19 protein-coding genes are annotated in these 22,313 nt (G+C 57.7%); 12 read left to right on the top strand and 7 right to left on the bottom strand.

Annotation, left to right across the window (positions count from 1 at the left end; translation table 11 throughout):
• Window positions 1-4 precede the first annotated feature (4 nt).
• From paaE to ABLV08_RS02665, 10 genes are all read left to right on the top strand, one after another.
• Window positions 5-1,075, top strand: coding sequence for a 1,2-phenylacetyl-CoA epoxidase subunit PaaE (paaE, locus tag ABLV08_RS02710; protein ID WP_348855527.1), 1,071 nt, complete (start codon window positions 5-7; stop codon window positions 1,073-1,075).
• Window positions 1,072-1,839, top strand: a complete 768-nt coding sequence (gene paaF, locus ABLV08_RS02705) for a 2,3-dehydroadipyl-CoA hydratase PaaF (RefSeq protein WP_213315668.1) — start codon at window positions 1,072-1,074, stop codon at window positions 1,837-1,839. Before paaE ends, paaF begins: the two co-directional genes overlap by 4 nt.
• A gap of 2 nt (window positions 1,840-1,841) precedes the next feature.
• Window positions 1,842-2,630: a 2-(1,2-epoxy-1,2-dihydrophenyl)acetyl-CoA isomerase PaaG gene (paaG, locus tag ABLV08_RS02700; protein ID WP_042894607.1), complete on the top strand. Its 789-nt coding sequence runs from the start codon at window positions 1,842-1,844 to the stop codon at window positions 2,628-2,630.
• A gap of 3 nt (window positions 2,631-2,633) precedes the next feature.
• Window positions 2,634-4,055, top strand: coding sequence for a 3-hydroxyacyl-CoA dehydrogenase PaaH (paaH, locus tag ABLV08_RS02695; RefSeq protein WP_047058670.1), 1,422 nt, complete (start codon window positions 2,634-2,636; stop codon window positions 4,053-4,055).
• Window positions 4,045-4,467, top strand: a complete 423-nt coding sequence (paaI, locus tag ABLV08_RS02690) for a hydroxyphenylacetyl-CoA thioesterase PaaI (RefSeq protein WP_015366341.1) — start codon at window positions 4,045-4,047, stop codon at window positions 4,465-4,467. The genes paaH and paaI overlap by 11 nt, the downstream gene beginning before the upstream one ends.
• On the top strand, window positions 4,467-5,672 hold the full coding sequence (pcaF, locus tag ABLV08_RS02685; RefSeq protein ID WP_015366342.1) for a 3-oxoadipyl-CoA thiolase: 1,206 nt from the start codon (window positions 4,467-4,469) through the stop codon (window positions 5,670-5,672). The genes paaI and pcaF overlap by 1 nt, the downstream gene beginning before the upstream one ends.
• 26 nt (window positions 5,673-5,698) lie before the next feature.
• Window positions 5,699-7,015: a phenylacetate--CoA ligase PaaK gene (gene paaK / locus ABLV08_RS02680; protein ID WP_004224503.1), complete on the top strand. Its 1,317-nt coding sequence runs from the start codon at window positions 5,699-5,701 to the stop codon at window positions 7,013-7,015.
• Between the two features lie 99 nt (window positions 7,016-7,114).
• On the top strand, window positions 7,115-8,041 hold the full coding sequence (paaX, locus tag ABLV08_RS02675) for a phenylacetic acid degradation operon negative regulatory protein PaaX (protein WP_026612287.1): 927 nt from the start codon (window positions 7,115-7,117) through the stop codon (window positions 8,039-8,041).
• Window positions 8,042-8,050: 9 nt separating this feature from the next.
• On the top strand, window positions 8,051-8,641 hold the full coding sequence (paaY, locus tag ABLV08_RS02670; RefSeq protein ID WP_020078643.1) for a phenylacetic acid degradation protein PaaY: 591 nt from the start codon (window positions 8,051-8,053) through the stop codon (window positions 8,639-8,641).
• Between the two features lie 15 nt (window positions 8,642-8,656).
• Window positions 8,657-9,067 carry a GFA family protein gene (locus ABLV08_RS02665; RefSeq protein WP_026612288.1) on the top strand — a complete coding sequence of 137 codons (411 nt, stop codon included), beginning with the start codon at window positions 8,657-8,659 and terminating at the stop codon, window positions 9,065-9,067.
• Between the two features lie 36 nt (window positions 9,068-9,103).
• On the opposite strand, the gene azoR is transcribed toward ABLV08_RS02665, so the two are convergent.
• Window positions 9,104-9,709 (bottom strand): FMN-dependent NADH-azoreductase, encoded by a 606-nt coding sequence (gene azoR / locus ABLV08_RS02660; protein WP_015366346.1) that lies wholly within the window; start codon window positions 9,707-9,709, stop codon window positions 9,104-9,106.
• A gap of 201 nt (window positions 9,710-9,910) precedes the next feature.
• Here azoR and hrpA point away from each other — a divergent pair, with 201 nt between their 5' ends.
• On the top strand, window positions 9,911-13,813 hold the full coding sequence (gene hrpA, locus ABLV08_RS02655; RefSeq protein WP_348855525.1) for an ATP-dependent RNA helicase HrpA: 3,903 nt from the start codon (window positions 9,911-9,913) through the stop codon (window positions 13,811-13,813).
• A 47-nt stretch (window positions 13,814-13,860) separates the two neighbouring features.
• On the opposite strand, the gene ABLV08_RS02650 is transcribed toward hrpA, so the two are convergent.
• The 6 genes from ABLV08_RS02650 to ABLV08_RS02625 form a co-directional block, all read right to left on the bottom strand.
• Entirely contained in the window at window positions 13,861-14,535 is a 675-nt protein-coding gene (locus ABLV08_RS02650) for an O-methyltransferase (protein WP_072259345.1), read from the bottom strand.
• On the bottom strand, window positions 14,536-15,915 hold the full coding sequence (locus ABLV08_RS02645) for an efflux transporter outer membrane subunit (protein ID WP_348855523.1): 1,380 nt from the start codon (window positions 15,913-15,915) through the stop codon (window positions 14,536-14,538). It abuts the gene before it with no gap.
• A complete protein-coding gene (locus ABLV08_RS02640; protein WP_032711761.1) occupies window positions 15,912-16,997 on the bottom strand; it encodes an HlyD family secretion protein in 1,086 nt (361 codons plus the stop codon). The genes ABLV08_RS02645 and ABLV08_RS02640 overlap by 4 nt, the downstream gene beginning before the upstream one ends.
• 27 nt (window positions 16,998-17,024) lie before the next feature.
• Window positions 17,025-18,677 carry an MFS transporter gene (locus tag ABLV08_RS02635; RefSeq protein WP_015366351.1) on the bottom strand — a complete coding sequence of 551 codons (1,653 nt, stop codon included), beginning with the start codon at window positions 18,675-18,677 and terminating at the stop codon, window positions 17,025-17,027.
• Window positions 18,677-19,108: a MarR family transcriptional regulator gene (locus tag ABLV08_RS02630; protein ID WP_015366352.1), complete on the bottom strand. Its 432-nt coding sequence runs from the start codon at window positions 19,106-19,108 to the stop codon at window positions 18,677-18,679. Before ABLV08_RS02630 ends, ABLV08_RS02635 begins: the two co-directional genes overlap by 1 nt.
• A 185-nt stretch (window positions 19,109-19,293) precedes the next feature.
• Window positions 19,294-20,568, bottom strand: a complete 1,275-nt coding sequence (locus ABLV08_RS02625) for a Glu/Leu/Phe/Val dehydrogenase (RefSeq protein ID WP_015366353.1) — start codon at window positions 20,566-20,568, stop codon at window positions 19,294-19,296.
• A gap of 531 nt (window positions 20,569-21,099) precedes the next feature.
• Here ABLV08_RS02625 and ABLV08_RS02620 point away from each other — a divergent pair.
• Window positions 21,100-22,305, top strand: a complete 1,206-nt coding sequence (locus ABLV08_RS02620; RefSeq protein WP_047056591.1) for a bifunctional succinylornithine transaminase/acetylornithine transaminase — start codon at window positions 21,100-21,102, stop codon at window positions 22,303-22,305.
• Window positions 22,306-22,313 lie beyond the last annotated feature (8 nt).

The following is a 22,313-nucleotide window of genomic DNA, read 5'->3' as shown; positions in this document are numbered from 1 at the left end:
TGCCATGACGACGTTCCATTCGCTTAAGGTGGCGAGAGTCGAGCCGGAAACCCGCGATGCGGTGACCATCACTTTTGCGATTCCGCAAGCCCTGCAGGCGGAGTACTGCTTTCGCCCCGGCCAGCATCTGACGCTAAAAGCCCGTCTGGGCGGCGAAGAACTACGCCGCTGTTACTCTATTTGTCGCAGTCGCACGCCAGGCGAAATTAGCGTCGCGGTCAAAGCTATCGACGGCGGGCGCTTCTCGCGCTACGCCCAGCACGATATCCAGCAGGGTATGGAGCTGGAGGTGATGGTGCCGCAGGGGCATTTCGGTTATCAACCGCAGGCCGAACGGCAGGGTGAGTATCTGGCGATTGCCGCCGGTTCCGGGATCACGCCGATGATGGCGATCATTAGCGCGACGCTGGCGACCGAGCCGCAAAGCCGCTTTACGCTGATCTACGGCAACCGCAGCAGCCATAGCATGATGTTCCGCCAGGCGCTGGCCGATTTAAAAGACCGCTATCCGCAGCGCCTGCAGGTGATACACCTGTTTAGCCAGGAGTCGATGGACAGCGATCTGCTACAGGGGCGCATTGACGGCGACAAACTGCGCCAGCTCGCTGACCATCTGCTGGATTTCAGCCGTTTCGACGAGGCCTTTATCTGCGGGCCGGCGGTGATGATGGACGAGGCGGAAGCGACGTTATGTGAACTTGGCGTAGCGGAGAAATCGATTCATCTCGAACGCTTTAATACCCCAGGCGGCAATGTGAAGCGCGCCGCTGGAGTGCAGGCGGAAGGGCGCACGGTGACCATCCGCCAGGACGGGCGCGATCGGCTTATCGCCCTCAGCGCTGAAGACGACAGCATCCTGGATGCTGCATTGCGTCAGGGCGCCGATCTGCCGTTCGCCTGTAAGGGCGGGGTATGCGCCACCTGTAAATGCAAAGTGCTACGCGGTGAAGTGGCGATGGCCGCTAATTACAGCCTGGAAGCGGATGAGCTGGCGGCGGGCTACGTGCTGAGCTGCCAGTCGTTGCCGACCAGCGGCGATGTGGTGGTCGACTTTGATGCGCGGGGGATGGCATGAGCGAACTGCTGATCCACCGTCATGGCCGGGTGCTTCAGTTGACGCTGAACCGCCCGCAAGCCCGCAACGCGCTAAATAATGCCCTCTTAACCCAGATTGCCGAGGTGCTGGAGGCCGCGTCAATTGATGACAGCGTCAGCGTCTGCGTTATTCGCGGTAACGCGCGTTTTTTCGCCGCCGGGGCTGACCTCAATGAAATGGCGGAAAAAGATCTGCCTGCCACCCTTGATGATATTCGCCCACGGTTATGGGCGCGAATTGATGCCTTTACTAAACCGCTCATCGCTTCGGTCAACGGCTACGTGCTTGGTGCCGGCTGCGAGCTGGCCCTGCTGTGCGACCTGATTGTCGCCGGCGACAACGCCCGCTTTGGCCTGCCGGAAATTACCCTCGGCATTATGCCGGGCGCTGGCGGCACCCAGCGGCTGATCCGCAGCGTTGGCAAGGCGCTGGCCAGCCGGATGGTGCTGAGCGGCGAGAGTATTGACGCCCGCCAGGCGCAACAGGCCGGGCTGGTCAGCGATATCCATCCGGCGGCGTTAACCGATGAGTACGCCCTGAAACTGGCTGCCACCATCGCCCGCCATTCGCCGCTGGCGCTACGGGCGGCAAAACAGTCGCTGCGCCTGTCGCAGGAAGTCAGCCTGCAGGCTGGTCTGCAACAGGAGCGCCAGCTGTTTAGCCTGCTGAGCGCCACCGAGGACCGCCGCGAAGGCATCGACGCCTTCTTACAAAAACGTACACCGGAATTTAAAGGACGCTAATCGTGGAAGCTTTCATTCTCAGCGCAGTGGAACAGGGCGTCATGACCATTACCCTCAATCGCCCGGACCGCCTCAACAGTTTTAACGATCTGATGCATCAACAGCTGGCGGAATGTCTGAATCAGGCCGAGCGTGATGACGGCGTACGTTGCTTGCTGATCACCGGCGCCGGTCGCGGCTTTTGCGCCGGCCAGGATTTGAACGATCGCAATGTCGACCCCAGCGGCCCGCCGCCGGATCTCGGCATGTCGGTAGAACGCTTTTACAACCCGTTAGTGCGCCGTCTGGCGGCGCTGCCGAAGCCGGTTATCTGCGCGGTCAACGGCGTGGCCGCCGGCGCTGGCGCCACCCTGGCGCTGGGCTGCGATATCGTGCTGGCCGCGCGTTCGGCGAAATTTGTGATGGCGTTCAGCAAGCTCGGCCTGGTGCCGGACTGCGGCGGTAGCTGGTTCCTGCCGCGGGTAGCCGGCCGCGCTCGCGCGATGGGGCTGGCACTGCTGGGCGATAGCCTCAGCGCGGAACAGGCCGCGCAGTGGGGGATTATCTGGCAACTGGTGGACGATTCAGAACTGGCGGATACCAGTCTGCAACTGGCGCGCCATCTGGCGGCGCAACCGACGTTTGGTCTTGGGCTGATTAAAAAGGCGCTGCTGGCTTCTGAAACCAACAGTCTCGATGCGCAGTTGGATCTTGAGCGCGATTATCAGCGCCTGGCCGGGCGCAGCGATGATTACCGCGAAGGGGTCAGCGCGTTTCTGGCCAAGCGGCCACCACAGTTCAGCGGGAAATAGGCCATGACAACATCCTTAGCCACCGTGGCGGTGATTGGCAGCGGCACCATGGGAGCCGGTATTGCTGAAGTAGCCGCTGCCGCCGGACATCCGGTGCGTATTTTCGATATTAATCAAACCGCGATTGCCCAGGCGATCGACGGCATTGCTATGCGTCTGGCATCGCGGGTCGAGCGCGGCAAACTGGCGTCAGAGCAGGCCGACGCGCTGCTGGCGCGCCTGCATCCGGCCCACGATTTAGCCGCGCTTGCCGACGCGGATTTAGTAATTGAAGCGGCCTCTGAACGGTTGGAGGTCAAAACGGCGCTGTTCGCACAGCTGGCGGAGATCTGCGCGCCGTCAACGTTGTTGACCAGTAACACTTCGTCTATTTCGATTACCGCCATCGCCGCCGGGGTCAAAAACCCGGAGCGGGTGGCCGGGCTGCACTTTTTTAATCCGGCGCCGGTGATGAAGCTGGTCGAGGTGGTGAGTGGCCTGGAGACGTCTGCTGAGGTGGTAGAGCAGCTGTGCCAGTGCGTAAGCGGCTGGGGGAAACAGCCGGTACGCTGCCGCTCAACGCCGGGATTTATCGTTAACCGCGTAGCGCGTCCGTTCTACGCTGAGGCCTGGCGCGCGCTGGAAGAACAGGTTGCTGCTCCTGAGGTTATCGATGCCGCTTTGCGTGACGGCGGCGGTTTTCCGATGGGACCGTTGGCGTTGACTGACCTGATTGGCCAGGACGTCAACTTCGCTGTGACCTGTTCGGTGTTTAACGCCTTCTGGCAGGACCGCCGCTACCTACCATCGCTACTCCAGCAAGAGCTGGCGCTGGCCGGGCGGCTGGGTAAAAAGAGCGGCCACGGCGTCTATCGCTGGCCCGCGGAGACGCAGCCGGACGCGGCGCTGCCGCCGGTATCTATTGGCGCTCAATCCATTACAGCTATAAGTGACAGTGTCACAGAACTCGATGAGCTCTTGTTGCTGGAGACCGAAGGCGAGACCGCGCTAGCGTTAAGCGTTAAGCATCACCGCCCGGTGGTGGTGTATGACCTCTGCGCCAGCGATACGGTGGTGCTGGCCGCAGCGGCCACCAACGCGCCTGCGGCCACTGAAAAGGCCGTGCATTACTTCCAACAGCAGGGCAAGAAAGTTCTGCGTATTGCCGATTATCCCGGCCTGCTGGTGTGGCGCACGGTGGCGATGCTGATTAACGAAGCGCTGGATGCGGTGCAAAAAGGGATCGCCAGCCCGCATGATATTGATACCGCGATGCGCCTTGGCGTCAATTATCCGCACGGCCCGCTGGCGTGGGGAGAACGCCTTGGCTGGCGGCGGGTGCTGCAACTGCTGGAGAACCTGCAACACCATTATGGCGAGGAGCGCTATCGCCCCAGTTCCCTGTTGCGCCAGAAGGCGCTGATGGAGAAGCACCATGAGCAATGATCCGTGGCGCAACGCGCGCGTGATGTACGAAAAAGATACTTGCGCCAGAAAGATGGGGATTGAACTTATCGAAATGGACGACGGTTTTGCGCAGATGAGCATGACCGTCTCGGCGGACATGCTTAACGGCCATCAAACCTGTCACGGCGGTCAGCTATTTACGCTCGCCGATACCGCTTTCGCTTACGCCTGTAACAGCCAGGGGCTGGCGGCGGTGGCTTCGGCGGCAAATATTGATTTTCTTCGTCCGGCGTTTGCCGGCGACAGGCTGGTCGCCACCGCAAGAGTCAAACAGCAGGGCAAGCTGACCGGCGTCTACGACATCGAAATTGTTAATCAACAGCAAAAGATTGTGGCCCTGTTTCGCGGCAAATCGCACCGTATCGGCGGCACAATCACGGGAGAAGTGTAATGCGCGACGCCTTTATTTGTGACGGGATCCGCACGCCGATTGGCCGCTACGGCGGAGCGCTGGCCGGCGTCCGCGCCGACGATCTGGCGGCGATCCCGCTACGTGAGTTGCTGAGCCGTAACCCCGGGCTCGACCCGGCAGCGATTGATGATGTGATTTTCGGCTGTGCGAACCAGGCCGGTGAGGATAACCGCAACGTGGCGCACATGGCGACGCTGTTGGCAGGTTACCCGCATACGGTGCCGGGCACCACGATTAACCGCTTGTGCGGATCGGGTCTGGATGCGATCGGTTTTGCCGCCAGGGCGATCAAAGCCGGCGATGCCGATCTGCTGATTGCTGGCGGCGTGGAATCGATGTCGCGCGCGCCGTTCGTGATGGGAAAAGCCAGCACGCCGTATCAGCGTCAGGCGGAACTCTTTGATACCACGATTGGCTGGCGTTTTGTGAACCCGCTCATGGCGCAACAATTCGGAACTGACAGCATGCCGGAAACGGCAGAGAATGTAGCTGAATTGTTAAATATCAGTCGGGCCGATCAGGACGCTTTCGCCTGGCGCAGCCAGCAGCGCACGGCGCAGGCCCAGCGCGACGGCATTCTGGCGCAGGAAATCGTGCCGGTGCAGATCATCGGCAAGAAAGGGGCGGTCAGCGCGGTACGCGATGATGAGCATCCCCGCCCGGAAACCACGCTTGAGCAACTCGCGCTATTAAAAGCGCCGTTCCGTAAAGGTGGAGTCATTACGGCCGGGAATGCATCCGGCGTTAACGATGGCGCAGCGGCGCTGATTATCGCCAGTGAACAGCAGGCCAGCGTACAGGGGCTCACGCCGCGCGCGCGTATCGTGGCGATGGCGACGGCGGGTGTTGAACCGCGCCTGATGGGGCTGGGGCCGGTACCGGCAGTGCGTAAAGTGCTGGAGCGAGCCGGACTCAATATTAACGATATGGATCTGATAGAGCTGAATGAGGCCTTCGCCGCGCAGGCGCTGGGGGTGCTCAGACAACTCGGCGTGCCGGATGATGCGGCGCACGTGAATCCCAACGGCGGCGCCATCGCGTTAGGTCATCCGCTGGGCATGAGCGGCGCGCGACTGGCGCTGAGCGCCAGCCTTGAGCTGCAACGCCGGGGCGGGCGTTATGCGCTGTGTACGATGTGTATTGGCGTGGGTCAGGGCATTGCCATGATCCTCGAGCGAGTGTGAGCTAATTTACCTGCGAGTACCCTACAATGATAACTACTACAAAATTAGATCCGATTGAAACCGCATCGCGTGATGAACTGCAGGCTCTGCAAACCCAGCGCCTGAAATGGACGCTGAAGCATGCGTATGAAAATGTGCCGATGTATCGCCGCAAATTCGACGCCGCCGGCGTACACCCTGACGACTTTCGGGAATTAAACGATCTGAAAAAATTCCCCTGTACCACTAAACAAGATCTGCGCGACAACTATCCCTTCGATACCTTTGCGGTGCCGATGGAGCAGGTGGTGCGCATTCACGCCTCTTCCGGCACCACCGGCAAACCGACGGTGGTGGGATATACGCAAAACGATATTGATAACTGGGCCAATATTGTCGCCCGTTCGCTGCGCGCGGCCGGTGGTTCAGCAAAAGATAAAATTCACGTCGCCTACGGCTACGGCCTGTTTACCGGCGGCCTTGGCGCGCACTACGGCGCGGAGCGTTTAGGCGCGACGGTGATCCCGATGTCCGGCGGACAGACCGAAAAACAGGCGCAACTGATCCGCGACTTCCAGCCGGATATGATCATGGTGACGCCGTCTTATTGTCTGAATCTGATTGAAGAGCTGGAGCGCCAGATGGGCGGCGATGCCCGCGGCTGTTCATTGCGGGTCGGCGTCTTTGGCGCCGAGCCGTGGACGCTGGCGATGCGCGCGGAAATCGAGCGCCGCCTGGGTATCACCGCACTGGATATTTACGGTCTGTCAGAGGTGATGGGGCCTGGGGTGGCAATGGAGTGCCTGGAAACCGTTGACGGCCCGACCATCTGGGAAGACCACTTCTTCCCGGAAATCGTCAACCCGGACGACGGTACGCCGCTGGAAGATGGCGAGCATGGCGAACTGCTGTTTACCACGTTGACCAAAGAGGCGCTGCCGGTGATCCGCTATCGTACCCGCGATCTGACTCGCTTGCTGCCGGGAACCGCGCGGACCATGCGCCGCATGGATCGCATCAGTGGACGCAGCGACGATATGCTGATTATCCGCGGGGTTAACGTCTTCCCATCGCAGTTGGAAGAGGAGATCCTCAAGTTTGAACACCTGGCGCCGCACTATCAGTTAGAGGTCAATCGCCGCGGTCATCTTGATTCGCTGGCGGTACGCGTTGAGCTGAAAGAGAGCGGGCTGGCGTTAAGTCATGAACAACGCTGCCAGATTTGCCATCAGTTGCGTCACCGCATTAAGTCGATGGTCGGGATCTCCACCGATATTACTATCGTCAACTGCGGCAGCATTCCTCGCTCTGAAGGGAAAGCCTGTCGGGTATTCGACCTGCGTAAAGCGGTGGTCAGCGGTTAATTCTCTCCCCGATAACCCGGCTGAGGCCTTTACGCCGTAAGCCGGGAATTTCCTGTGCTATGATTCATAAAGGAAAAATATAACAACAGAATGAATCAGATGAGTAAACTCGACGCCTTTATTCAACAAGCGGTGACGGCGATGCCGATCAGCGGTACGTCATTGATTGCCTCGCTGTATGGCGACGCTTTATTACAACGCGGTGGGGAAGTGTGGCTGGGTAGCGTCGCGGCGCTGCTGGAAGGATTAGGATTTGGCGAGCGCTTTGTCCGCACTGCGCTATTCCGTCTCAATAAAGAAGAGTGGCTCGATGTCGTGCGTATCGGCCGGCGCAGCTTCTATCGCCTGAGCGATAAAGGGCTACGTCTGACCCGGCGCGCGGAACATAAAATTTATCGGGCGAATGCCCCGGAATGGGACGGAACCTGGCTGCTGCTATTGTCGGAAGGGTTAGAAAAAACGGTTCTGGCGGAAGTCAAAAAGCAACTGTTATGGCAGGGATTTGGCGCGCTGGCGCCGAGCCTGCTGGCCTCGCCGTCGCAAAAACTGGCCGATGTCCAATCGCTGCTACATGAAGCGGGCGTTGCCGAAAACGTCATCTGTTTTGAAGCCCATTCGCCGCTGGCGCTCTCAAGGGCGGCGCTACGCGACCGCGTAGAGGAGTGCTGGCATCTCACCGAACAAAATGAGATGTACGAGGCGTTTATCGCATTGTTCCGACCATTACTGCCGCTGCTGCGCGACAGCGAGCCGTCAGAGTTGACGCCGGAGCGCTGTTTCCAGATCCAACTGCTCCTTATCCATTTCTATCGCCGTGTGGTGCTTAAAGACCCGCTGCTGCCGGAAGAACTCCTGCCGGCGCATTGGGCCGGGCAAACCGCGCGGCAGCTGTGCATCAATATTTATCAACGCGTGACGCCAGGCGCGCTGGCCTTCGTCGGCGAAAAAGGCGAAAGCTCAGTTGGCGAGCTTCCCGCCCCGGGTCCGCTTTATTTTCAACGCTTTGGCGGTTTGCCGGGCGTCTAAGGAGGTTGCATGCCGATTTATCAGATTGATGGGCTGACGCCAGTGGTGCCGGATGAGAGCTATGTTCATCCGACGGCGGTACTCATTGGCGACGTGATCCTGGGAAAAGGGGTCTATGTTGGGCCTAATGCCAGCCTGCGCGGCGACTTCGGCCGTATTGTAGTAAAAGACGGAGCCAATATTCAGGATAACTGCGTCATGCACGGCTTCCCCGGCCAGGATACCGTGGTGGAAGAGGACGGCCACATCGGCCACGGCGCAATTCTGCACGGCTGTGTGATTGGCCGCAACGCGCTGGTGGGAATGAGCGCGGTGATTATCGACGGGGCGGTAATTGGCGAAAATAGTATTGTCGGCGCTTCCGCCTTCGTAAAAGCGAAAGCGGAAATGCCTGCTAACCATTTGATCATCGGCAGCCCGGCAAAAGCGATTCGTACGCTGAGCGAACAGGAGCTGGAGTGGAAAAAACACGGTACCCGTGAATACCAGGTGCTGGTCGAACGTTGTAAGCAGACGCTGCATCAGGTGGAGCCATTAAAAGAGATGGAGGCCGGGCGCAAGCGTCTGGAATTTGACGAAAACCTGCGGCCAAAATCCTAAACCTGAGGGGTAACTATAATGGCAGAGAAATTATCCGCTCACTGTCACTGCGGTGCGGTGGCATTTACCGTTGAGCTCAGCGATGGCTTCAACACCGTTCGTCGCTGTAACTGTTCATATTGTCGAATGCGTGGAGCAGTCGCGGTCTCTTCGCCGCGTTCAGGAATAGAGGTGGTACGCGGAAGGGATAAGCTCACAGAGTATCGCTTTAATACGGGGGAAGCCGTGCACTTTTTCTGCTCGGTATGCGGGATCTACACCTTTCATCAACGGCGATCAAACCCGCAGCAGTATGGGGTAAATGTGGCCTGCATTGATGGCGTTTCGCCTTTCGATTTTGCTTGCGTGGAGGTCAACGACGGCGTGAATCATCCAAAAGATGGCGGCGGAGGCGTGGTGGGGTATTTGCGCTACGAGAAAAAGTAAAACTCTCCTCCCGCAGGCAGCGAGAGGAGTCAAATATTAGGCTGCAACTACGCTGTCGATAGCCGCTTTGGCATCGGACTGCGCTTTGGCCGCAACTTCTGGACCATAAGCAATACCCTCTGCAAACACGAAGTTCACGTCGGTGATGCCGATAAAGCCAAGGAAGGTGGTCAGATACGGCGTAACCAGATCGGTCGGCGTATCTTTATGAATACCACCGCGGCTGGTCAGTACTACCGCACGTTTACCGGTGACCAGGCCTTCCGGACCTTTCTCGGTGTAACGGAAGGTGACGCCTGCGCGGGCAACCAGGTCGAAATAGTTTTTCAGCTGAGTCGGGATGTTGAAGTTATACATCGGCGCGGCGATAACAATCACATCGTTAGCTTTCAGTTCAGCGATCAGTTCATCGGACAGCGCCAGCGCTTCCTGTTGACGTGCGGTCAACTGTGCATCACTCGGACGCAGCGCGCCAACCAGTTCACCATCCAGAACCGGAATCGGGTTTGCCGCCAGATCGCGCACGGTGATAACGTCGCCTGCGTGTTTTTCACGCCATTGTTCAACAAAATAGTCGGACAGTTGGCCGGATTGCGAGTACCCTGCAAGAATACTGGACTTCAGAACTAATACTTTGCTCATGGGTGTTTCCTTTTAATGTGATTGACGGGTCAATGCCCTGGTGCTTGTTGACACTGTATTCACAATCATGCCGCAGAGATAGCGCAATATATCGAATCCTATGTTCAATTTTTTTGAACAAGGCATGAGTTCTACAGATGTGGTAATCTACAGCAATATTTCATGAGAGATTTTTCCGGCAGAGCGCTGCCCGATAACGTTATGACAGAACAACAAAAAATCACTTTCTCGCAGCTCTATGAACGGCTCGATGGTCTGATGCTGCGCGATAAATCGCGCTATAGCCGCCGCCTGCATGGCGCAAAGAAGGTTAAAAATCCTGATGCCCAGCAGGCCATTCTGCACGAGATGGCGCGGGAGATAGAGCAGGCAGCAGGGAAAGTCCTGCTACGCGAAGCCGCGCGTCCGGCAATCACCTATCCGGAAAACCTGCCGGTTAGCCAGAAAAAACAAGAGATTCTCGAAGCGGTGCGCGATCACCAGGTGGTGATCGTCGCCGGTGAGACCGGTTCTGGTAAAACCACTCAGCTACCCAAAATCTGCATGGAGCTGGGGCGCGGCCTGAAAGGCCTGATTGGCCACACCCAGCCGCGTCGACTGGCGGCGCGCACCGTCGCTAACCGTATTGCTGAAGAGCTGCAGAGCGAGCCGGGCGGCTGTATTGGTTATAAAGTGCGCTTCAGTGACCACGTCAGCGAAAACACCATGGTTAAGCTGATGACCGACGGTATCCTGCTGGCGGAAATCCAGCAGGATCGCCTGCTGATGCAGTATGACACCATCATTATTGATGAGGCGCACGAGCGCAGTCTGAACATTGATTTTCTGCTGGGCTATCTGAAAGAGCTCCTGCCGCGCCGCCCGGACCTGAAAATCATCATTACCTCGGCAACCATCGACCCGGAACGTTTCTCGCGCCACTTTAATCATGCGCCGATTATCGAAGTTTCCGGGCGGACTTACCCGGTGGAAGTACGTTATCGTCCCATTGTTGAAGAGGCGGACGATAGCGAACGCGATCAGCTACAGGCGATTTTTGATGCCGTCGATGAACTGGGGCGTGAAAGCCCCGGCGATATCCTGATCTTTATGAGCGGCGAGCGGGAAATCCGCGATACCGCCGAGGCGTTGAATAAGCTCAATCTGCGTCACACCGAAGTGCTGCCGCTGTATGCTCGTTTATCCAATAGTGAGCAAAACCGGGTCTTCCAGTCCCATAGCGGGCGGCGTATTGTCCTGGCAACCAACGTTGCCGAAACCTCGTTGACGGTTCCGGGCATCAAATACGTTATCGATCCGGGTACCGCTCGCATCAGTCGCTACAGCTACCGTACAAAAGTGCAGCGCCTGCCTATCGAGCCAGTATCACAGGCCTCCGCTAATCAGCGTAAAGGCCGTTGCGGACGTGTGTCGGAAGGCATCTGTATTCGTCTTTACTCGGAAGACGATTTCCTGTCGCGGCCGGAATTTACCGACCCGGAAATTCTGCGTACCAACCTGGCCTCGGTCATTCTGCAAATGACCGCTCTGGGGTTGGGCGATATCGCCGCGTTTCCGTTTGTCGAAGCGCCGGATAAGCGCAACATCCAGGATGGCGTTCGTCTGCTGGAAGAGCTCGGCGCCATCACCACCGATGAGCAGGCAACGGCCTATAAGCTGACCCCGCTGGGCCGCCAGCTCAGCCAGCTACCGGTGGATCCGCGTCTGGCGCGGATGGTGCTGGAAGCGCAGAAACATGGCTGCGTGCGTGAAGCGATGATCATCACTTCCGCGCTGTCGATTCAGGATCCGCGCGAGCGCCCCATGGACAAGCAGCAGGCATCCGATGAAAAGCATCGTCGCTTCCACGATAAAGAGTCTGATTTCCTTGCGTTTGTCAATTTGTGGAACTATCTCGGCGAACAACAAAAGGCGCTCTCCTCGAATCAGTTCCGCCGCCAGTGCCGGGTGGATTTCCTCAACTATTTACGCGTGCGTGAATGGCAGGATATTTACACCCAACTGCGCCAGGTCGTGAAAGAACTCGGCCTGCCGATCAACAGCGAGCCAGCGGAGTACCGTGAAATTCATACTGCGCTGCTGACCGGTTTATTGTCGCATATCGGGATGAAGGACTCCGATAAACAGGAGTATACCGGCGCCCGTAATGCGCGGTTCTCTATCTTCCCCGGCTCCGGTCTATTCAAGAAGCCGCCGAAGTGGACGATGGTTGCGGAACTGGTGGAGACCAGCCGCCTGTGGGGGCGCATTGCCGCCCGCATTGAGCCGGAGTGGGTCGAGCCGGTGGCCCAGCATCTGATTAAACGTTCATATAGCGAACCGCACTGGGAGCGGTCGCAGGGCGCGGTAATGGCGACAGAAAAGGTCACCGTCTACGGTCTGCCGATCGTCGCCGCGCGTAAAGTGAACTATAGCCAGATTGACCCGGCGCTGTGTCGTGAGCTGTTCATCCGCCACGCGCTGGTAGAGGGCGACTGGCAGACGCGGCATGCCTTCTTCCGCGATAACCTGAAGCTGCGCGCTGAAATCGAAGAGCTGGAGCATAAGTCGCGCCGTCGCGACATCCTGGTGGATGACGAGACGATGTTCGAGTTTTACGACCAGCGCATTAGCCACGATGTCATCTCCGCTCGCCACTTTGATAAGTGGTGGAAGCAGGCCAGCCGCGAAACGCCAGACTTGCTCAATTTTGAAAAGAGCATGCTGATTAAAGAGGGGGCGGAGCAGGTCAGTAAACTGGACTATCCGAATTTCTGGCATCAGGGCAATCTTAAACTGCGTCTTAGCTATCAGTTTGAACCAGGCGCGGATGCCGATGGCGTAACGGTTCATATTCCGCTGCCGCTGCTCAACCAGGTAGAGGAAGCCGGGTTTGAATGGCAGATCCCTGGCCTGCGTCGCGAGCTGGTCATCGCATTAATCAAATCGTTGCCGAAACCCGTTCGGCGTAATTTCGTCCCGGCGCCTAATTACGCCGAGGCGTTTTTAGGCCGCGCGACGCCGCTGGCGTTGCCGCTACTGGATTCGCTGGAGCGTGAGCTGCGTAAAATGACCGGCGTGACCATCGACCGCGAATCCTGGCAGTGGGATCAGGTGCCCGATCACCTGAAAATCACTTTCCGGGTGGTGGATGACAAAAATAAGAAACTGCTGGAAGGACGCTCTCTGCAGGTCTTAAAAGACGCGCTTAAAGGTAAAGTTCAGGAGACGTTATCGGCGGTGGCCGACGATGGTATTGAACAGAGCGGGCTGCATATCTGGAGTTTCGGCACCCTGGCGGAGAGTTACGAACAGAAGCGCGGTAATTATAAGGTGAAAGCCTGGCCGGCGCTGGTGGACGAGCGTGACAGCGTCGCCATCAAACTGTTTGATAATCCACAGGAACAGCAGCAGGCGATGTGGCGTGGTCTGCGCCGTTTACTGTTGCTCAATATTCCGTCGCCGATTAAGTATCTGCACGAGAAACTGCCCAACAAAGCCAAACTGGGACTCTATTTCAACCCTTATGGCAAGGTGCTGGATTTGATTGACGATTGCATCTCCTGTGGTGTTGACAAGCTTATCGATGAAGCCGGCGGCCCGGTGTGGACCGAAGAGGGCTTTAGTAATCTGCACGATAAAGTGCGCGCCGAACTGAACGACACGGTGGTCGATATCGCGAAGCAGGTCGAGCAGATCCTGACGGCGGTATTTAACATCAATAAGCGTCTGAAAGGGCGGGTAGATATGACGATGACCCTGGGGCTGTCGGATATTAAAGCGCAGATGGCGGGTCTGGTTTATCGCGGCTTTGTTACCGGCAACGGTTTCCGCCGCCTCGGCGATACGCTGCGTTATCTGCAGGCAATTGAAAAGCGTCTTGAGAAGCTGGCAATCGACCCGCATCGTGACCGCGCGCAGATGCTAAAAGTCGAGAGCGTGCAACAGGCGTGGCAGCAGTGGTTGAATAAGCTGCCGCCGAATCGCCGCGATGATGACGACGTACAGGAGATCCGCTGGATGATCGAAGAGCTGCGCGTCAGCTTCTTTGCTCAGCAGTTGGGTACCCCGTATCCGATCTCGGACAAACGCGTGTTGCAGGCGATGGAGCAAATTACGCCGTAGCCTGGCTGGTTGTCCCCGGTGGCGCTGCGCTTACCGGGGCTACTCGCTTAAGCGTTTACCCACGCCAGAGTAAAGCCGTCCCAGCCTTTAGTGCCCACGGTCTGCAGCGCCGTTGCCGTCAACCGTGGCTCGGCGCCCATCATCTCAATGAATTGACGCACGCCCTGAACGCGCTCGTCTGCGCTCTGTGGGTTGACCACTTCACCGTCGCGTACCACGTTATCGCCAATAATTAAGGTTCCTGGGCGGGAATAACGTAGCGCCCAGCGCAGATAATGGGGATTATTCGGCTTATCGGCATCGATGAAGATCAGGTCGAAAGCGGGACATTCGCCAAGCGCCTCCAGAGACTGTAGCGCTGGCCCCTCTCGCAGCGTGACCCGCTGGTCAACGCCCGCCAGCTGCAGATTCTCCCGCGCCACCTGGGCATGATGCGCGTCGGCCTCCAGCGTGAGTAGTTGGCCGTCGGCAGGAAGCTCGCGCGCCATCCAGATGGTGCTATAGCCGCCGAGAGTACCGATCTCCAGTATCCGCTTAGCCTGGGTAAGCCGTACCAGCAGGGCGAGAAACTGCCCTTGATTGGCGGCGACATCGTGTGCCGGCAGCCCGGCTCGATGGTTGTTTTCCAGTACCCGATCGAGCACAGGATCGCCGGGGATTAAGGCCTCAATCAAATAATTGTCTACTGCCGACCACTGTTGTTGCATATGACGCTTCCCCATTTAGCTCCCTGATGAGTCAGACCAGCCGCCTCCCAGCGCCCGGTACAAATCAATCTGCGCCAGCAGCAGGTTATTTTTCACCTGCACCACGCTCAACTGAGTGGAGAATAACGTACGTTGCGCATCCAGCACGTCCAGATAGGAAGAGTAGCCGTTACGATAGCGGTTCTGCGCGATACGCAACGTCTCTGCGGCGACCGATTCCTGCTCCTTGAGCTCGCTTAACTGTTCCCCGTAGCGGCTGATGGCATCCAGGCTATCGTTCACCTCTTTGAACGCGCCGCGTACCGTTTTCTCATACCCGTACAGCGCCTGATTGCGCTGGGCCATCGAGACATCAACCTGTGCATTTAGCGCCTGGCGGTTGAGTAACGGCGCCAGAATACTGCCGCCAAGGCTCCATAATCGCAGCGGGTTGTCGAGCAGATCCGGCAGCGTTCTGTCCTGCAGGCTGCCGGTGGCGGTAAGGTTGATGGAAGGCAGCAACTGCGCCTGCGACGACGCGAGGGTGGCATCAGCGGCCACCAGTTGGCGTTGAGCCTGCACAATGTCCGGACGGCGGCTCATTAGCGTCGAGGGTAACTGTGAGGGTAGGCGTAGCGGGCTAAGTTGTGCGAACTCGTTACGTTTTACCGCACCGGGATTGTCGCCCAATAGAACGCTCAGGGCGTTCTCTTGTTGCGCGATTTGATGCTGCAATGGCGGGATCTGCGCCCGCGTCGAGCGCAGTTCGGAATCCGCCTGCATGAGCTCCAGGCGCGAGGTATAGCCGGTTTCATACTGCCGTTTAGCCAGATTCCACGCATCTTCTCGCGATTTCAGCGTTTGGCGGGTGACTCGCAACTGCTCGTCTAATGACAACAAGGTGACGTAGCCGACGGCGACCGATGTCGCCACGGTCAGATTAGCGGCGGCGGCAGCGGCTTTCTGCGCTTCAAGGCTGGCTTCGGCTGCGCTGGCGGCGCTGCGGTTGGCCCCCCAAATATCGACGTCATAGCTGGCGGTCAGACCCCCTTTGTACAGCGTGCTGTGGATGGGCAGACCGGTCGCGGCGGACTGTGCGCGAGCGCGGGTACCGGTCAGGCTGGCATCAAGCGAGGGGAATAAGCTGCTATCAGCGGCGTAGGCACGCGCCTGATACTCGTTAACCCGCTCGCGGGCGATCAGGACGTCGCTGTTGTAGCGCAACGCCCGATCGACATACTGATTAAGCGCGCTATCGTGAAAATTGCGCCACCACACGCCTTCCACCGGGCTGGAAGGACCCACATCGGCACGCCAGGCGGCCGGGATCGCCAGCGTAGGCTCCGCACGTGGGACATCGGCAGACTGACAACCGACCAGCGCCAGCGCCACGGCAAGGGTTAACGGGCGGATCATTGTTTATTCTCCGCGCGGGTATCAATCGTCACCTGCACCGACATCCCCGGACGCAGACGATAGCTGTTTTTCTGTCCCTCATCGACCGCGATACGGACAGGGATCCGCTGGGCGATTTTGACAAAGTTGCCGGTCGCGTTATCCGGAGAGATCGCGCTGAATTCGACGCCGGTCGCTGGCGAAATACTTTGTACTTTGCCGTGGAAGGTTTCGCTGTTCAACGCATCGACCGAGAAGGTGACCGGCTGGCCGACGCGCACCTCGGCGAGCTGTGTCTCTTTCAGGTTGGCGATAACCCAGTGCTGAGGCGGTACCAGCGAGGTCAAATGCGTACCGGCGCTGACATAGGCGCCGAGGCGTACGGAGATCTGCCCCAGTTGCCCGGCCGTCGGGGCGATAATCCGCGTATTTTGCAGGTCGATTTCGGCAAGCTCCAGTGCCGCTTTGGCGCTGGCCACATCGGCCTCCAGCGAATCGCGATTGACGATAGTGGACTGCAGATCCTGGCGCGACATCTCCAGTGTGGCTTTCGCCTGTTCGATATCGGCTGCGCCTTGAGCCGCGCTGGCCCGCGCAGAGTCGCGTTCGCGAATGGATAACGACCCGTCCGCGGTAAGCTCCTGGACGCGTTTTAAATCGGCCTGGGTTTTCTGATTCTGCGCGCGGGCGTTTTGCAAGGCGGCCTCGTTTTTGGCGATCGTCGCTTCGGCGCTTTTCCGCTGCTGCTGGTTGTTTTTCAGCGCCGCCTGTTTCATCGCCAACGTCGCCTGCGCCTGGTGTACCCGCTGCTTATAGATACGATCGTCAATCTGGAACAGTACCTGTCCCGGCTGAACGGTATCGAAATCTTTGACGTTCACCGCGGTGATATACCCGTTAACCTGTGGGCTGATAAATGTCGTCTGACCGCGCACATAAGCGTTATCGGTAAACTGACTATGCCGGGTGAAAGGGGGCAACTGCCAGGCGTAAAGAATAACCAATACGCCGACGATGCCGATCGCCGCGGCGGTAAAAATAGACACCACGCGGATGTTGTTTCGGGTATTGGCCTGTTGCCTGGCCGCGTCCTGCTGACTCATAACCACTCCAGAGTAAAAATTATCTTATTATTTGTTGCCGGTTGCGCGTTTTAACGCGATACGGGCGGTGATTCGCAATCTGATTAAGCGCCAGAAAATCCACACCAGCGTTGCGGCAGAGATCGCCGCCGTCAGGAGATAAGTGTCATTGTAGGCGAGAATATTGGCCTGTAGCGTCGAGGCGTTTTGCAGCAACGTGGTAGCCTGCACGTTCAATAGCGTGCTGTCGCCAATTTGGCTTTGATACATCTGGCTATACTGCTGCAGTCGCTCGGCGATCAGCGGGTTCAGCGTGGTTATCTGATCGGCCAACTGGCTGGAATGAAATTTTTCGCGCCAGGTCTGAAAAGTACCGAGGATAGCTGAGCCGAGCAGGCCGCCGATATTTTGGCTCATGCCAAACAGAACCGAGAAGCTGACCAGATTCCGCTGGTCGGCAATCACCCCGCCAATTCCCGCCAGCATGGCCGGCGCGAGGAAGAAGGCACTGCCGAAGCCAAGTAAAAACTGGCTGAACATCAACTGTTCCGGACGGGTCAGGGCAGTGGACTGGCTATCAAGCAATGACGCAATCATAATCAACGCCAGCGCGGTCGCGGTGGGCCAGTAGAGGCGCTGCGGGTTAAGCGTCAGGCAACTGGCGACGATACCGCAGACGATACCGGCGAAAATCGACCATGCCAGGTTGGTCATCTGCTCGTTTTGCAAGCCGACGTACTGCAGCCAACCGATGACCCCGGTATTCTGTTCCGCCAGCACGATGCGAATCAGCAACATAATCAGTCCCAGACGAAGGATACTGCCGCTGGAAAGCCATTTGGTGTTAAGCAGCGGGTTAGTGCGATTATGCTCGAAGGCGATAGCCGAAACGATCAGCACCACCGCTCCCGCCAGCGACCAGCCAAGCCACGGCGCCTCAAACCACCAGTCCAGACGGCCCAGCGACAGGACCGCGCAGACTAAAGCCATACCGGGCGCCAGCAGGAAGAAGGTAATAAAGTCCTTCTTCTCAAACACCTTTTTGCGGTCGCTTGGCGGCAGTTTCAGCGCGATGACGCAGGCCAGCGACACCAGCGCCAGGCCGAGCTCAAAGAAGTAGAGCCCGCGCCATTCGTCAATCTGCAGCAGTTCGGTCGAGAACAGACGCGCCAGCGGGATCGCCAGCGACGATCCGGTGATACCGATGGTCAACGCCTTCAGGCGGTGGCGCGCCGGCCAGGCCTGCACCTGATAGTAAATTCCCAGTGAACTCAACGCCGCTGCCACCATGCCGTGCGCCGCGCGCACCATCATTGCCGAGCTGAGGTCGTTGACGAACAGGTGGAAGAATGTGACCAGTACATACAGTACCAGGAAGCCTTCGGTAAAGGCGCGCAGGCCAAACTGTTGGCGAAATTTCACCAGCAGCAGGTTGATGGAAACGTTAGTCATAACGTAGACCGCCGGCAGCCATGCGATTTCCGTCGACCAGGCGGCAAAAGTGCCCTGCAGCAGCTGCAGGTTGGCGGTAACGACGGCGTTACCCAGCGCGCCGGTCAGGCACACCAGCAGCCCGACGATGCCATAAGCGACGCGTTTCGGCGTACTGTGGATCGGCGTCGACGGCGAACCGAGCATCGCCGGTTTTTCATGCGGCGCCCAGTCGTGGGGCACATAAGGATTAGCTTCGCGACGAGGCATTATTTCTTTTCCACCTCGTGTAGCAGCTTTTCCAGTACCCGGTGGGTTTGCTCACGCTCTTCCGGAGTAATGGCGGTGAGGATCTCCTCGCGCAGGTCGTCGGCGACCGCTTTCACCTGATGGAAAAGCGCCATCCCTTTGGCGGTGGCAACCAACAGACGCTTACGTTTATCGCTGTCAGGCTTAACGCGCTCCACCAGTTCAAGTTCGACCAGGCGGTTAATGAGCGGGACGATGGTGGCGCTTTCGACACCCAGTTCCTGCGCCAGTTCGCTTTGCGAGAGGGGCTGCTCGTTGCGGGCAATGGCTGACACCGCCACCCATGACGCCTGGCTCATGCCTAGATTTTTTAACCGCCGGTTAACCGCCAGCCGCCAGTGATGCGCGGTTAAGTATAAGAGATGGGAAAAGTTAAGCTGTCGGTTATCCATGTTCCGCCTGCAAAATCATTAGAGCTCTAATGATTTTAGGCGCGGCGATTTACTGATTTCAAGTCACGAAGATAAAAATAGGTTAACGCAATGTGCGTTTTTTGTGGGAAAGGCAGGCTGGCACGTGGAGAAAAAAATAAAAAAACCCGGGCGAGCCCGGGTTTCGTATCTGGATTACCTGGACATTAGCCCGGATAGATGCCGCGATCTTTACGCGCCAGCAGAATGCGCTCGCAGGCGACGATGTAGGCCGCGGTACGCAGAGAACACGCTTTCTCGGCGGCTTTATCGCAGACGTGAACAATAGCATCGGTCATGATGCGGTCCATCTTGGCGTTGATCTCTTCTTCGCTCCAGAAGAAGCTTGCCATGTCCTGCACCCATTCGAAGTAGCTGACGGTCACGCCGCCGGCGTTACAGATAACGTCCGGAACCACGATCACCCCGCGGTCGGCCAGCACGTCGTCGGCGTCCGGATAGGTCGGGCCGTTGGCGCCTTCGAGGATCAGCTTACAGCTGATTTTTTCCGCGCGTTCACGGGTGATTTGGCCTTCCAGCGCCGCCGGGATCAGGATATCCATCTCGGTGGTCCAGAAATCTTCTTTGGCGATTTCACGCGCGCCCGGGAAACCAGCAATCTTCTTGTTCTCGGCCTGCCATGCGGTCAGCGCCTGCATGTCGATGCCGCCTTCGTTGAACAGGGTCGCGGTATGGTCCTGGATCACGACAATGCGCGCGCCAACGTCTGCAAACAGACGAGCGGCTTCGCTGCCGACGTTACCAAAACCTTGCAGCGCCACTTTCGCGCCTTCGATTTCGATCCCGTTGCGACGAGCCACTTCACGACCGGTGACGAAGACGCCGCGGCCGGTGGCTTTTTCACGGCCCAGCGAACCGCCGAGATGAATCGGCTTACCGGTAACCACGCCGGTGATAGTGGTGCCGTGATTCATGGAGTAGGTGTCCATCATCCACGCCATCACTTTACCGTTGGTGCCAACGTCCGGCGCCGGGATATCTTTCTGTGGCCCAATGATAATGCCGATTTCGCTGGTATAGCGACGAGTCAGACGTTCCAGCTCGCCTTCAGACAGTGAGAACGGGTCGACGCGGATGCCGCCTTTGGCTCCGCCGTAAGGAATATTGACCGCGGCGCACTTAATGGTCATCCAGGCAGAAAGCGCCATTACCTCGTTAAGATCGACATCCGGATGGTAGCGAACACCACCTTTACCCGGTCCACGCGATAGATTGTGCTGTACGCGATAGCCTTCGAAATGGCGGATGGTGCCATCATCCATCTGCACTGGAATATCAACGATCAGCGCGCGTTTCGGGTGACGCAGAGTTTCCACCCAGTAGGCGAGGTCGCCCAGATACGGCGCGACGCGGTCGATCTGGCGCAGGTAAGTGGTCCATGGAGATGTACTACTTTCAGATGCGTAAGATAACTTTTCCATAAGAGTCCTGTATCTCAATGTTATTTGTGTCGTGTAAAACCGTGGAATAGGTACAGCAGTAAAATCTGTGTGATGAATGTTATCACCAATTTTATAAACCAGTATTTGACGGCTATTCCGAATTTTACATTTTTGTTAGTTTTTTGGGGTTGCATTTGAATAAATAAGCACGACCAGGTGCCTGTATGTCATGCATGGATATGCATATTTTATGCAGATAAGTGAATATAGAAATAATTTTTTCATATTTTTCATTATCTTGATGATCCTCTAAAAGTGAATAAAATGATTCATGGTTGTATTGACTTTGTTGCTCGTCAGGGCCCAGCATTAGCTCACGCAATACACAAGGTATTAACCGTGAATTAACATATATCCATACAAATAAAATGGCTTATTTCAGTTGTGGTGAAAATATTTGTCATCGCAGCGGGACGTGTGCGCCCTGAAAACGGCTAAAGGGAAATTGTTAAATTCGACTATTCACGATTGGCCAATTTATGCCGCCGATCCTCGTTCCGGAGAATTGTTATGTCAGGCAGTATCACTCGCGAAGATTTTGATGCTTATATGGTTCCGTGTTTCGCTCCCGCGCCGTTTATCCCGGTGAAAGCGGCGGGCTCCCGCGTCTGGGACCAGCAGGGTAAAGAGTACATTGACGTGGCTGGCGGCATTGCGGTTAACGCGCTGGGTCACGCTAACCCGGCCCTGGCCGCGGCGCTGAAAGCGCAGCTGGATAAGCTGTGGCACATCGGCAACGGCTATACCAACGAACCGGTGCTGCAGCTGGCGAAAACCCTGGTGGAGTCGACCTTCGCCGATAAAATTTTCTTCTGTAACTCCGGTGCTGAAGCCAACGAAGCCGCGCTGAAGCTGGCGCGCAAGTATGCGCACGACAAATTCGGCGCTGACAAGAGCGAAATTATCGCCTTCAAAAACTCTTTCCATGGCCGCACCCTGTTTACCGTAACCGTAGGGGGGCAGCCGAAATACTCCAGCGACTATGCGCCATTACCGCAGGACATCACCCATCTGCCGTATAACGATATCGACGCGGTGAAAGCGGCGTTCTCTTCCCGCACCTGCGCGGTCATCGTCGAGCCGATTATCGGCGAAGGCGGCGTCATGCCAGCGGATCCGCAATTCCTGCAGGCACTGCGCGAGCTGTGTGATGAGCATGAAGCGACGCTGATTTTTGATGAAGTGCAGACCGGCGCCGGGCGTACCGGCCAACTGTATGCTTACCAGCATTACAACGTGGTTCCGGATATTCTCACCAGCGCGAAAGGGCTGGGCGGCGGCTTCCCAATTGGCGCGATGCTGGCGAAAGAGGCCTGGGCGCAGGTGTTCCAGCCGGGTACTCACGGCACGACTTTCGGCGGCAACCCGCTGGCGGCGACCGTCGCTAATAGCGTGCTGGCGCAAATGGATAGCGCGCTGCTGGCGGGCGTGGGCGAACGCCATACCCTTATCGTCGATAAACTCAATGCGCTGAACGCCAAATATGATCTCTTTAGCGCCGTGCGTGGGATGGGGCTGCTGATTGGCGCCGAACTGGCAAGCCATCTGCGCGGCAAAGCCAAAACGCTGACCAATCTGGCGGCGGAAGAGGGACTGATCGCGCTGATAGCCGGGCCGGACGTACTGCGTTTCGCCCCGGCGCTCAATATTCCCCTGGCGGATATTGATGAAGCCTTCGTGCGCCTTGAGCGCGCCGTCGCCCGCTTAACCAGCTAATCCGGGAG

Source organism: Klebsiella sp. CN_Kp088, from assembly GCF_040064335.1.
GTDB classification, from domain to species: domain Bacteria; phylum Pseudomonadota; class Gammaproteobacteria; order Enterobacterales; family Enterobacteriaceae; genus Klebsiella; species Klebsiella aerogenes.
This window is presented reverse-complemented; position numbering and strand designations above follow the sequence as displayed.